At 66.2% G+C, this 12,141-nt stretch carries 10 protein-coding genes; 6 read left to right on the top strand and 4 right to left on the bottom strand.

Annotation, left to right across the window (positions count from 1 at the left end):
• Window positions 1–6: 6 nt before the first annotated feature.
• From AC2IR1_RS14975 to AC2IR1_RS14990, 4 genes are all read right to left on the bottom strand, one after another.
• Window positions 7–741 (bottom strand): hypothetical protein, encoded by a 735-nt coding sequence (locus tag AC2IR1_RS14975; RefSeq protein ID WP_486472772.1) that lies wholly within the window; start codon window positions 739–741, stop codon window positions 7–9.
• Between the two features lie 114 nt (window positions 742–855).
• A complete protein-coding gene (locus AC2IR1_RS14980; RefSeq protein ID WP_486472773.1) occupies window positions 856–3,270 on the bottom strand; it encodes a TonB-dependent receptor in 2,415 nt (804 codons plus the stop codon).
• A gap of 229 nt (window positions 3,271–3,499) precedes the next feature.
• Entirely contained in the window at window positions 3,500–4,474 is a 975-nt protein-coding gene (locus AC2IR1_RS14985) for a FecR family protein (RefSeq protein WP_486472774.1), read from the bottom strand.
• Window positions 4,471–5,031 (bottom strand): RNA polymerase sigma factor, encoded by a 561-nt coding sequence (locus AC2IR1_RS14990; RefSeq protein ID WP_486472775.1) that lies wholly within the window; start codon window positions 5,029–5,031, stop codon window positions 4,471–4,473. The genes AC2IR1_RS14985 and AC2IR1_RS14990 overlap by 4 nt, the downstream gene beginning before the upstream one ends.
• 440 nt (window positions 5,032–5,471) lie before the next feature.
• Between AC2IR1_RS14990 and AC2IR1_RS14995 the strand changes: the two genes are divergently transcribed.
• The 6 genes from AC2IR1_RS14995 to AC2IR1_RS15020 all read left to right on the top strand — a co-directional run bounded on the left by AC2IR1_RS14995 (window position 5,472) and on the right by AC2IR1_RS15020 (window position 11,954).
• Complete coding sequence (locus AC2IR1_RS14995; RefSeq protein ID WP_486472776.1) at window positions 5,472–6,131, top strand: TetR/AcrR family transcriptional regulator C-terminal domain-containing protein; 660 nt, start codon at window positions 5,472–5,474, stop codon at window positions 6,129–6,131.
• Between the two features lie 193 nt (window positions 6,132–6,324).
• Window positions 6,325–7,728, top strand: coding sequence for an aminotransferase family protein (locus tag AC2IR1_RS15000; RefSeq protein WP_486472777.1), 1,404 nt, complete (start codon window positions 6,325–6,327; stop codon window positions 7,726–7,728).
• A gap of 49 nt (window positions 7,729–7,777) precedes the next feature.
• Window positions 7,778–8,797 carry a TRAP transporter substrate-binding protein gene (locus AC2IR1_RS15005; protein WP_486472778.1) on the top strand — a complete coding sequence of 340 codons (1,020 nt, stop codon included), beginning with the start codon at window positions 7,778–7,780 and terminating at the stop codon, window positions 8,795–8,797.
• Window positions 8,794–9,288, top strand: coding sequence for a TRAP transporter small permease (locus AC2IR1_RS15010; protein WP_486472779.1), 495 nt, complete (start codon window positions 8,794–8,796; stop codon window positions 9,286–9,288). Before AC2IR1_RS15005 ends, AC2IR1_RS15010 begins: the two co-directional genes overlap by 4 nt.
• Window positions 9,289–9,354: 66 nt before the next feature.
• The gene (locus AC2IR1_RS15015; RefSeq protein WP_486472780.1) at window positions 9,355–10,647 is read left to right on the top strand and encodes a TRAP transporter large permease; all 1,293 of its coding nucleotides are present in this window, start codon (window positions 9,355–9,357) and stop codon (window positions 10,645–10,647) included.
• Between the two features lie 11 nt (window positions 10,648–10,658).
• Entirely contained in the window at window positions 10,659–11,954 is a 1,296-nt protein-coding gene (locus tag AC2IR1_RS15020) for a M20 metallopeptidase family protein (RefSeq protein WP_486472781.1), read from the top strand.
• Window positions 11,955–12,141 lie beyond the last annotated feature (187 nt).

Here is a 12,141-nt window from a genome sequence, read left to right on the forward strand (position 1 = left end):
CCTGCGTCAGGCCGCCAGGGCCGCATCGGTGAAGGCGAAGTTCGAGGCGGTGACATCGCCGGCATCGACCCCGGCCAGCGTGACGGAGCCGTAGTCGCCCAGGTCGATCACCGCGTCGCCATTGGCGTCATTGGCGATGGAGAGCTCGGCGAAGCTGTCGTAGTCGGTATCCTCCAGGTTCAGCTCGATGATATCCTCGGTCACATCGAAATCCTCGACCGTGTCGTCGCCCAGATCATCGTCGAAGACGAAGGTATCCTCGCCGCCGAAGCCCTGGAAGACGTCGGCAGAGGTGGTGCCGGTCTGGCGCGTGCCTTCCGTGGCAAGGTAACTTTCGAGATAGGACAGGTCGCCGGTCATGAAGGCGTAGACCAGTTCCTGCCCGGCACTGCCCTCCCCATCGGCAACGACGCCGCCGAAGTCGAAATCGGCCACGGTGGTGATCGTGTCGAAATCCTCGGAGCTGTTGGCCGTCAGGCCGTAGCCGATCTTGATGTGATCGAGCGAGCCTTCGATGTTGCCGGTGCTGTACTCCCAGCCATCGACCGATTCCGCGACGAAGCCGCGTTCACTGGCGTTCCACGAGGCGAAGGGCAGCGCCGCTTCGGAATTGGCGTAATCGTCGCCGGTGAAGTCGAACGGGTTGCTCGAATTGAACCAGCCCCAGCCCGCGCGGGAAAAGGTGCTGTAATCCGCCAGGTAGCCGGCGAAATCGCCCGAGATGGAAATATCCACAGTCATCTTGATATCCTCTTCAGAAGAGATTGATTGGTGCCCCCGGTATCCAGCCGTGAGGGGCGTCTTGGGTGACCCGGCCAGGGCCGGGTCCATCTCTGCCGTCTGGGTGGAGAAGTCTCAGAAGGTCATGTTCAGCGAAATCATCGCCGTGCGCCCCGGCGCCGGATAGTCCGGCGTGCCGAGGCTGTCGGCATAGGCCACGTCGGTCAGGTTGTTCACGGCCATGCGCAGCTCCGCCCGGTCGGTCAGCTGGTAGCGGGCGAAGATGTCATAGACCGTGTAGGCCCGCACATCGTCGAGGTAGCCATTGTTGCCGAGGTAGGTCGTCGCCCCCGCATAGGTGACCCGCGTCCCGAGCGTCAGGCGCTGATCCAGCAGGTGGAGGCCGAACTGCAGCGTCGCCTTGTCCTCGGGCGGGACGTAGACGGTCAGTCCACCAGTGATGACACCGGCCGCCTCATGTTCGAATTGATCGGAGATATCGCTGTCGAGCTTCGTGTAGCTGGCACCGATGAAGAACCGTTCGGATTCGTAGTTCGCTTCCAGTTCCAGCCCCTTCATGGTCGAGGTGCCAACGGCGTTGACGTTCATCGCCTGGCCGTAGCTGTTGAAACCGTAGAGGATGTAATCCTCGACACTGCGGTCGAAGTAGACAGCCTTCAGGCGCAAAGCGTCCCCTTCGCGCAGTACGCTGTCGGCCAGCACGTTGACGCCCAGCTCCCAGGTCCGGGAGGTCTCTGGCCGCAGGTCGGGGTTGGGCATGAACATGCCGTAGCCCAGGCCGATATGGGTACCGCCGAGAGCCGCCTCCATCAGGTTCGGCGGACGGAACCCCTCCGAATAGGAGGTAAAGAGCTGCAGCGCCTCGCTTGCCTGCCAGGCCAGCCGCGCCGAGGGCAGCAACCGGCCGTCGTCCGTGTCGATCTCGACGTCATCCCAGCTCCCCGTCATCAGGTCCTGTGCCCGTGCGGTTGCCTGCATCGTGTAGTGGTCATAGCGCAGTCCCGCCGCCAGGGAGACACCACGCCCCAGCGAAAGCTCACCATTCGCAAAGGCCGAGGCGACGGCGCGCTCTCCCTCCGGGTTGGGACCGGTGAACCAGTCGCCGTCGGGATCGTCCGTGTCATCGGTGCCCTGCTGGTCGGTCTCGGTCCTGTCGCGGAAGACCTCGATACCGTAGTTCAGCGCCAGGTCGCGACCGGCGGGCAGGAAACGGCTGGTGTTCTGCAGGCTGCCGCCGATCGTGCCGATCTCGTAATCGACGTCGAAGGCATCATAGGTAGACCGCGGCGGACGGTACTGGTCGACGTGGACATGGTTGTACCAAAGGTCTGCCGCCAGATCGACGAGCGGCGTATCGGGGTTGTAGGCATAGGCCGCGCGCAGGGTGTTGTTGGTGGTCGTATTGGTGTCGGTGTAACTGCCATCGCCCGTGGCGTATTCGCTGCGGAAGCCCAGCCAGCTCAGGGTCAGGTCGGAGAAATCGCCGAGGTCGATCTCCGCCTTCAGCAGGCCGGAGGAGCTTTCGGAATTGGTGTACTCAGGCGCTTCGCCCGTCACGTTGTCCCTGTAATCCAGCACCTCCCCGTTCTGGCCGATCTCGTAGTCTCCGATCTTCTTCCGGCTGATCACGCCTGTCAGCGCCACCCGATCCGACAGTCGGTAGGCCGCGGCAAGCGATCCCTGGAAATCGAAGGCATTGCTTCCCGTGGTCACGTCCACCTCTCCGCCGAACCTGTCACCGGGATCCAGCAGGTCCTGGGCAAGCAGCGTACGGAAGTTGACCGATCCGGCAAGGGAGGCCGCCCCGCCAACCCCGGAACTGACCGTCTTCTGCGCCTCGACCGCGCGGATCATCGCCGGATCGAGGTAGGTGAACCCGGTCGATCCGTGCCCGGAGAGCTGCAGGTTCTGCCGGACCCCGTCGATCATGGTGTTCACGCGGGTCTGGTCCTGCATGCCACGGATATTGACGTTCAGCCCCGGATCCTGCGGATTGTCCGACGTGTAAACGCCCGAAACGTCATCCAGCAGATCGGCGGACTGGCGCGGCGGGTCCTCCCGGATCGCTTCCCTTCCGACGACACTGACGCTGGTCGGACTGCGATAGACCCAGTCCGGCGCATTCCGGAAGCCCGCGCCAGAGGTCGCGTCTTGCCGTGGCTGCGCCAGGACCGTGATCGGATCCAGGATCAAATCCTCCCCGTCCCCGCGCAGGGCCGAAGGGTCGGTCCCGCCGATCTGAAAGAGCGTCACGGCCTGCCCCTCCACACGGTAGCCCAGTCCGGTTCCGGCAATCATCAGGCCAAGCGCCTCGTCGCGTCCGTAACGTCCCTGCACGGCGCGGCTGGTTCGCCCATCAGCCAGTGCAGCGGGATAGGCCAGCCTTTGCCCCGTGGTTCGCGCATAGGCCGAAAGCGCCCGCACAAGGGGCTGCGCCGGAATGTCGAAACTGTAGCTGGCCGCGCCACCCACCTGTTGCGCCTGCGCCGGTTGCGGCAGAAGCACCAAAGGTGATGCAGTGCTCATCATGAGTACGGCCAGCCACCTTGCTGGCGTCTTGATCACGGCTCTGCCCCGGCCTCGCCCTGCGGGGGTCGGCGTTGTCCCATTCGGCATCATCTGGTTGTCCCTTTCACTCGATGTCCCCAGGGATTTCCTGGTCCCTCACTAACCGAGACGACGGGCGGGGCAGATGCCCTCAACGATTTCAGACAATTTCCATCAACAAATTTTCAACACACTGACTTACCTATATATTTTATACCGCAACCAGCACCGTCAGCAGATCCCCCACCCGATGCAAACGCAGCGGCAGGCCAAGTGCCAGTGCTTCGAGGGACCGAGCGGGATCTTCAAGATCGAGCACGGCATTGACCTTCAGCTGCGCCAAGCCCGTCTCCGCAATGGTGATCCAGCCATGCGACCATGGCCTCAGCGCGGCAACGACCTCCTCCAGCGGCATGGCCTCGGCGATGAGCTCCCCCTCCTGCCATGCCAGAGCGGCGGCGGCCCCATCTTCGGCCATGGAGAGTGGAACACCTGCCCGGTCATAGACGACCCGCGCGCCCGGCGGCACGTCCAGCGCTGCCCTGCCGGCAGCCAGCACGACCACTCCCTCCCCGAGGGAGGCCACCGCGACCTGGCCGTGCGGCAGGTTGCGGTTCACGTCCACCGTCGCCCTGCCCGAGGTCTGCACCCACAAGGGACCGGCCCTGAGGGAGGCATGCCCCGCATCCTGGTGCAGACAAACCTGCCCCTCGTGCAGCGTCAGCCGGCGCGCCTCCGGCGCCTCCTCACTGTCCAGCGCGGTCCAGGCGTTCAGGATCAACTCGCCACGTCCCCCCATGGCGATCCGCGACCGTTCCGCCACGCCCGTCACCAGATCGGACCTGAACCGCCGCGACAGTCGGTGACCGGCAAGGGTCCCGCCGCCCAGAACGGCAAGGCCAGCGATTCCGCGAAGGACATCGCGCCGCGCAATCCTCGGCACTTCCCGACCCGGTTCGATCCGCCCGGTCCGCCGGTCGCGGTGCACAAGGGAGGTCATGCCCCAGACTGCTTCGGCCTCCCGCGCGGCGGCCTCATGCCCTGCGCTCAGCCCCCGCCAGTGGCGAAAACCCTCCCGCGCCTTCCCACCGGCATCGCCCGCGTGGATGCGCATGATCCAGGCCAGCGCCTCGTCACAGAGGTCCTCTTCGGGCGCTCCGCCCGGATCAAGCCGACGCGCGCTCACCTGCTGCCCGCCCCGCGGCCCACACCCGCCGCCTCTTCCCCGGCCAGCTCGAGCCGCCGGGCCTCTCTGCACAGTCGCAATGCCCGCATCATGTGCTTTTCCACCATGCTGACGGAGATCCCCATCCGAAGTGCGATTTCCCGATGCGTCAGGCCTTCCAGACGGTTCATCAGGAAGACCGCCGAACAGGCCTCCGGAAGCTCGTTGAGCAGCATGGCCAGCTGCGCGATCCTTTCCCGGAAGAGCATCGCCTCCGCCGGGTCGCCGCCTCCGGCCAGATCCTCCACCCCGTCAACGTCGATCCGGTAGAGCCATTCGCGCCGGCGCTTCCTGGTATGATCGAAGGCGGCATGCCTGAGGGCGGTCAGCGCATAGTGGCGGGGATTGGCGATGCCGATCCCGTCGCGCCGCGAGGCGGTCAGCCTGACATAGGTCGTCTGCAGGACATCCTCCCCTGTATCCCTGTCGCCGACCAGCCGCGCGGCCCGGGACAAAAGCTCGGGATGATGGCGCCGGAACAGGTCGGCGATCCAGTGGCCCATGGGTGGTTCATCCATGGTACGGGCGCCGGGCATGCCGGCAGAACTGCACGAAAGAAACGGCCATATGCCAGTCCCCCCTCCTGTGGTGGATCTGGCTAGCACCGGGAACACCGCAAATGTTCGACGGGCTGGCTTTCCACCAGACGGTAGTGGAAGACAGGCGGGAAGCGCAAGCACATCAAGGGCCGCCCGGCATCTGCGGTCTGGCCCTGGCCGCCCGTCTCGTCCCGGCAGCGCCTCCCACACGGCCCTGGTCGCGCATCGGACCGCCCCGGCACCGGTGGACCTGCGGCCGATCATGCACTAACTGTCATGCCGGTCACCCCGGTGGCTTGGCACACATGGTCCCGTCCGCAGTCTTCCGCGACGGCACGAATCCTTCGAAGGCTGGCATGGCGACAAAATCCCGAACCCCTTCGCGGCGCAGCCCGTCATCGGACAGGAACGCGCCCGGAATGTCGAAGGAACTGGTGGTCGAGACAGCGTTGAAGCTGATCGACGAAAAAGGCCTGCAGACCTTCTCGATCCGCAACCTGGCCAAGACGCTCGACTGCTATCCGACGGCCATCTACTGGTACACGCCCAGCCGGCACTTGCTGATCGCAGAGGTGGTCACGCTGGTGCTGACCGACGTGGTGCCCGATCACGGCCTGCTCTGGCAGGACTGGCTGAAGGCGCTGTTCACCGGCTATCGCCGGTGCATCGCCCGCCACCCCAACGTGGCTCCGCTGATCGGCGTCAACCTGGTCTCCAACGCCTCGGTCAACGTCGACCTGATCGAAGGGATCCTGTCCAAGCTCGAAACTGCGGGGTTCCGAGATGACCTCCTGATCCATGCCTTCAATGCGGTGGTCGGCGCCATGGTGGGCTTTGCCACGCAGGAATACGCCATGTTGCCGCCCGATGCCGACGATCTGGAAGAGGATCTGAAGGGCTTCTCGGCCACCATCGACGCCGCGCAATACCCGATGGTCGCGCGCATGGCGCCTCAAATGCTGGGCTCCGCCTTCCTGCTCAGATGGGCCAACGGCGCTGTCAGCCCGCTTCAGGGCGGCTTCGATCTCTACGTCGATGCCTTCGTCAGCGGGCTCGAAGCGCTGCTCGCACAGGACTAGGCTCCGCATCAGATGATGAATTCATGGGCGCTGCCAAGCCTGGCGGCGCCCTTTTCGCATGCTTCCCGCCGAAGCCTCTTGTTCACCGTACAATTACTCTTGTACGGTGAACAGGAAATCACGGAAGACCGCCACCAGCACGGGCAAGGGCCGCAGGGCCCGACCGGCGGTGCGCGACAGGAAGGACAAGGACATGGGCATTCCCGACACGGCAGAAGCGGCGCGTGGCGCAACCGGCGAAGGCCCGTTCGACCAGCGGGGCGGACCGATCCAGGTCTTCTACACGCCGCTCGACGCGCCGCGCCGTCCGACGATCTCCCATGCAGAGGGGATCTACATGTGGGACACCGCCGGCAAGCGCTACCTCGACGCGACCTCCGGGCCGGTGGTCTGCAACATCGGCCACGGCAACCCCCGGGTTCTGGAGGCGATGGCCGAACAGGCCGGCAAGGTCTGCTACGCCTCCCGCGCCCTCTTCGAGAACGAGACCAACGTGCAGCTGGCGGAACAGGTCGCGGCCCTCGCCGGCCCCGGGTTCGAACGGGTTTTCGTCGTCTCCGGCGGGTCGGAAGCGACCGAAGCCGCGATCAAGCTGGCCCGCCAGTATGCGGTGGCCCGCGGCCAGGGGCAGCGCTGGAAGGTCCTGGCGCGCAACCCGGGCTACCACGGCGCCACGCTGGGCGCCGCCGCGGTCACGGGCGATCCCGAAACCGATGCGGTCTTCGAGCCGGTGATGCGGATCATGCCCCGCGTGCCCGCCCCCTTCACCTATCGCACCCCCGACAACATGGATGCCGACGCCCATGCACGCGCCTGTGCCCGCGCGCTGGAAGAAGCAATCCTCGAGGAAGGCCCGGAGAACGTCCTGGCCTTCATCATGGAACCGGTCGGCGGTCTTGCCACCGGCGCATTGGTCGCCCCTGACCACTACTATGCAGCCGTGCGGGAGATCTGCACCCGCCACGGCGTCCTGCTGATCTTCGACGAGGTGATGAGCGGCGCCGGTCGCACCGGGCGCTTCCTCGCGGCGGAGCACTGGCCCGATGCGCGCCCCGACATGGTGACCCTCGCCAAGGGCGTGGCGGCCGGCTACACCCCGCTCGGCATGGTCCTGGCCCCGCGCGAGATGGTGCAGACCGTCGTCGAGGCCGGCGGCTTCATGCATGGCCATACCTACAGCGCCAATCCCCTTTCCTGCGCCGTGGGCCACGCGGTCATGCGTGAGGTCGTCGATCAGGACCTGATCGGCAATGCCGCCCGCATGGGTGTGCTGCTGCGCGAACGGCTTCTGGCGCTGATGGAGCAGTCCGACATCGTCGGCGACGTGCGCGGCATCGGCCTGCTGCAGGCCATCGAGATCGTGCAGGACAAGGACAGCAAGACGCGTTTCCCCTCCTCCGCCCGTGCGATCTCCCGCATTGTCGACCTGGCGATGGAACGCGGCCTGCTGCTCTACTCCCGCTCCACCGCCGGGGGGCGCTATGGCGAATGGCTGATGATCACCCCGCCGCTGGTGCTGACCGAACCCCAGCTGGACGAGATGATGACCCTTCTGACCGACACGCTTTCCGCCTTCAGGAACGAAGCGCTCGGCTGATCCGGCAAGACCCAAAGACCAAGCAAGAACCACCAACAGGGAACTCCCCATGAAACTCTCCTCCAAGCTCTCCGCGCTTGCCACCTTCGGCATGATCGTCGGCGCCGCCACCCCCGGCATGGCCGACAGCCTGCGTTTTTCCCACTTCCTTCCCCCGGGCCACTATTTCGACAATGACGTGAAGCTCTGGGCCGATGCGCTGGCAGAAGCGTCTGGCGGCGAACTGACGGTGCAGGTCTTCCCGGCGGGCCAGATGGGCGCCCCGGCCGACCACTACGCCATGGCCCGCGACGGGATCGTCGACCTGGCATGGGTCAACTTCGGCTACACCCCCGGCGCCTTCCCGATTGCCGACCTGATCGACCTGCCCTTCTCGATCGAGGCCGACCGCGATGTCGCCTCGACCGCCGTGGACAAGTGGTATGCCAAATATGCCGCTCAGGAGATGCCCGACGTGCATTTCTGCCTCGCCCATACCGGCGCGCCGGGCAGCCTGCATTCCGCCAGCCCCGTCGCCCTGCCCGGTGATGTCGCCGGCATGAAGGTACGCCCCGGCTCCGCCGCCATGGCGCAGTACATCGCCGATCTGGGCGGTTCCGCCGTCCAGGTGCCCGCGACCGAGGCCCGCCAGGCCATCGAACGCGGCGTTGCCAATGCCATCACCTTCCCCTGGGGATCGCTCGAATTCTTCGGGATCGCCGATGCCGTGCCCTACCACCTGGGCACCGACCTTTATTACGTCGGCGCGGGCGTGGTGATGAACAAGGACCGCTACGAAGGCCTGTCGCCAGAGATGAAGGCGGCGGTGGATTCCGTCTGCTCGCCCGAATGGGCGGTGAAGATGGGCGAAAGCTGGGTCGAATTCGAAAACGGCGGCCGCCAGATCCTGGCCGACAAGGGCGACACGATCCATGACCTGACGGACGAGGAACTGGCCGCCTGGAAGGCATCCACCAAGCCCGCCTATGACCGCTGGGCCGAGACGCTGCGCAAGAAGGGCTTGGACCCCGAGGCGATCCGCGCTGATTTCGAAGCCGAGATCGCGGCGGCCAAGGCTGCGGCAGAATGATGGACCGGGCCCTGCGCACCATCGAGCTGCTGGCCAGCGCCATGCTGGGGGTGGTGACACTGATCACCTTCGCCAGCGTGGTCCTGCGCTACGTCTTCAACAGCGCACTGATGGACGCCTTCGACCTGACGCGCATGGCGCAGGGCCTGGCGCTCGCCTGGGGGATCGCCCTGGCGACCCACAGGTCGGAGCACATCACCATCGACGGGGTCTGGAAGCTGCTGGGCCCGCAGGGCCGGCTGGTGATGGACCTGGCCGCGCGGCTGATCACCGCCGGTTTCCTGCTGCTGCTGACCTGGGCCATGGCCGAGCGCGCGTTCAAGAACATGCTCTCGGGCATCTCCACGGCGGAGCTGCGGATCCCCCTCTGGGGGTTCCACGCCGCGATGACACTGGGCATTGCCGTGGCCTGCCTTCTGGTCCTTCTGGGGCTGCGCCACCTGCGCCGCCCCGCCGACGAGACCCTCCCGCCGGAGGCCGGGCCGGTCTGACGACCGGCCCCCACCTGCATTCCCACTCCCTGCACGCCCCTCCGCACTTCCGCCGAAGGACCCTTCATGTCGCTCTCCCTCATCGCCCTCGCGGGTTTCGCCATCCTGCTGGTCCTGTTGCTGATCCGCGTGCCTGTCGGGGTCGCCATGGCCATCGCGGGCTTCACCGGCTTTTCCATGGTGGTGGGCGTCGACCCTGCCATTTCCATGCTGAGCCAGGTCGCTTTCAACTCTCTCACCGCCTATGAATTCTCGATCATCCCGATGTTCATCCTGATGGGGGTCTTCGCGGCGAAGAGCGACCTCAGCCTCGAGATGTTCCGCGCCAGCCAGGCCTGGCTGGGCCGGTTCCGGGGCGGCATGGCCTTCTCGGCGCTGGTCGCCTCGGCGGGCTTTGCCGCCGTCAACGGATCCTCCATGGCCACTGCCTCCACCATGACCCGCGTCGCCCTGCCGGAGATGGAGCGCAACGGCTACGACGGCGGCCTGTCCGCCGGGGTGATCGCCGCGGGCGGCACGCTGGGCATCATGATCCCGCCCTCCTCGGTCTTCGCGCTCTACGGCTTCATCACCCAGCAGGATATCGCGGACCTCTTCATCGCCGGCATCCTGCCCGGCCTTCTGGGCCTGCTCTGCTACGGGCTGACCATCGTCGTCCTGGGCTTCCTGCGCCCCGCCAGCCTGCCCGCCGCCGCCCGCAGCACCTGGCAGGAGAAGCTTTCGACCCTCAGCCGCGTCTGGGCCATCGCCCTGCTGTTCGTGCTGATCATCGGCGGCATCTACGGCGGCATCTTCACCGTAACCGAAGCCGCGGGCATCGGGGCCTTCGGCGCCTGGCTCATCGGTACGCTGCGCGGACGGCTGGGGCTGAAGGCCACCTTCGAAGCCCTGGGTGAAGCCCTGGCGATGAGCGCGGCCATCTTCACCATCGTCATCGGCGCTCTGGTCTTCGGCTATTTCCTGACCGTCACCGGCACCACCACCGCGCTCATCGGCTGGCTGGCAAACCAGCCGCTCGGCCCCTACGGCGTGCTCTTCCTGATCCTGCTGGGCTACCTGATCCTGGGCGCGCTGATGGATGAACTGGCGATCACCCTGCTGACCCTGCCCATCGTCTATCCCGTCATCAAGGCGCTCGGCTTCGATCCGGTCTGGTTCGGTGTCATCTACGTCATGACCGTCACCCTGGGCGTGAATACCCCGCCCATCGGCATGAATGTCTTTGTGATCAATTCGATCGCGCGGCATATCGGGCTGGGGCGGATCTATCGCGCCGTGGCGCCCTTCATCGCCGCAGACCTGATGCGCCTGGCTCTCCTGATCCTCTTCCCCTCCATCGCCCTCGTCCTGGTCCACTGAAAGGCTTCGCCATGTCCTCCTCCGAACGTTCTCCCCAGGCTGAACTGCAGGCCCGCCTCGACCTAGGGGCGGAGCGGATCTTCGACCGGATGATCGCATGGCGCCGCGATTTCCATGCCCATCCGGAGCTGGGCAACCAGGAACACCGCACCGCGAGGATCGTGGCAGATCACCTGGAACGGCTGGGCTTTGACGAGGTGCGGCGCGGCCTGGGTGGCAGCACCGGGGTGATCGGCATCCTCAAAGGCGGCCAGCCCGGCCCCTGCGTGGCGCTGCGCGCGGATATGGACGCCCTGCCCGTGCAGGAGAAGACCGGGCTCGACTTCGCCTCCACCGCCCGCGCCAACTGGGGCGGCGAAGAGGTGCCGGTGATGCATGCCTGCGGCCATGATGCGCACACCGCCGTGCAGATGGCCGTGGCCGAGCTTCTGGCAGAGGAACGCGCCGCACTGAAGGGCAGCGTCATGCTGGTCTTCCAGCCGGCCGAGGAAGGCCCCGCGCCCGACTGGAAGGGCCTGTCCGGCGCCGAGCGGCTGGTGGCCGACGGCGTCTTCGACGATCCCAAACCCGATGCCTTCTTCTGCTTCCACGTCCTGCAGGACGAACGCCCCGGCACCGCCGGGGAGATCCGCCTGCACGAGGGCGACGGCACCTATGCGATGAGCATGCTGCGCATCAACATCGAGGGCCGCGGCGGGCACGGTGCCTATCCCTGGCGCACCGTGGATCCGCTGCTGATCGGCGCGCAGATCCTCACCGCGCTGCAATCGGTCCCCGCCAAGAACGTCGACGTGAACGAAAACGCCGTCACCCTGTCGATCGGCATCTTCAAGGGCGGGACGAAATTCAACGTCATCCCGAAGGAAGCGATGCTGGAAGGCGCGCTGCGCTTCACCGATGCCGAAAGCGGCCCCTACCTCGAAGGTCGGGTCGAGGCGATCGCCAAGGGCATAGCCGAAGCGGCAGGCGGCTCGGCCGACGTGAACTGGTACGCCCGGATCCCCATCGTGCACAACGATCCGGAGCTGACCCGGATGATGCGCCCCTCGCTCGACCGCGTGGCCCCCGATGACAAACCCCTGGTGGAGGTGCAGTCCTGCTTCCTCGACGATGTCTCCAACTTCTCCAAGGTCGCCCCGCTGATGTTCTTCACCGTCGGGGTCGGGCTGGACGAGGAGGATGGCGGCCGCTCGGGCTTCCACCACGAAGAGAATTTCCAGGTCAACGAAACCGGTCTGCTGACCGCCCTTCGCTCCATGGTCAACCTCGCGGCGGACTATGGCTATCGCCGGACCGACAACGCCTGAGACGGGCCTTCGCCCGGGTTCGCCTGAGCGCGCCCCAGCCTGTATCCGCAGGGCTCCCGCCTCCCTGGTGCCTCTGCGGGTGTCGGCCCTTGCGACTGCCCTTTCTTCCCGTGGCAGGCCTTTGTTCGAAGGCCTGCCGCACCGGCCCGGTACGGCGCCTCACCACAGACACCCCCCGCACCAGGTT

This window comes from Pseudooceanicola sp. NS-SX8 (genome assembly GCF_057380755.1).

Bases quoted from the DNA above. Each gene is read 5' to 3' on its own strand.
- AC2IR1_RS14975 (WP_486472772.1), bottom strand. From the start codon at position 741: ATGACTGTGGATATTTCCATCTCGGGCGATTTCGCCGGCTACCTGGCG.
- AC2IR1_RS14980 (WP_486472773.1), bottom strand. From the start codon at position 3,270: ATGATGAGCACTGCATCACCTTTGGTGCTTCTGCCGCAACCGGCGCAG.
- AC2IR1_RS15010 (WP_486472779.1), top strand. From the start codon at position 8,794: ATGATGGACCGGGCCCTGCGCACCATCGAGCTGCTGGCCAGCGCCATG.
- AC2IR1_RS14990 (WP_486472775.1), bottom strand. From the start codon at position 5,031: ATGGATGAACCACCCATGGGCCACTGGATCGCCGACCTGTTCCGGCGC.
- AC2IR1_RS15015 (WP_486472780.1), top strand. From the start codon at position 9,355: ATGTCGCTCTCCCTCATCGCCCTCGCGGGTTTCGCCATCCTGCTGGTC.
- AC2IR1_RS15020 (WP_486472781.1), top strand. From the start codon at position 10,659: ATGTCCTCCTCCGAACGTTCTCCCCAGGCTGAACTGCAGGCCCGCCTC.
- AC2IR1_RS15005 (WP_486472778.1), top strand. From the start codon at position 7,778: ATGAAACTCTCCTCCAAGCTCTCCGCGCTTGCCACCTTCGGCATGATC.
- AC2IR1_RS15000 (WP_486472777.1), top strand. From the start codon at position 6,325: ATGGGCATTCCCGACACGGCAGAAGCGGCGCGTGGCGCAACCGGCGAA.
- AC2IR1_RS14995 (WP_486472776.1), top strand. From the start codon at position 5,472: ATGTCGAAGGAACTGGTGGTCGAGACAGCGTTGAAGCTGATCGACGAA.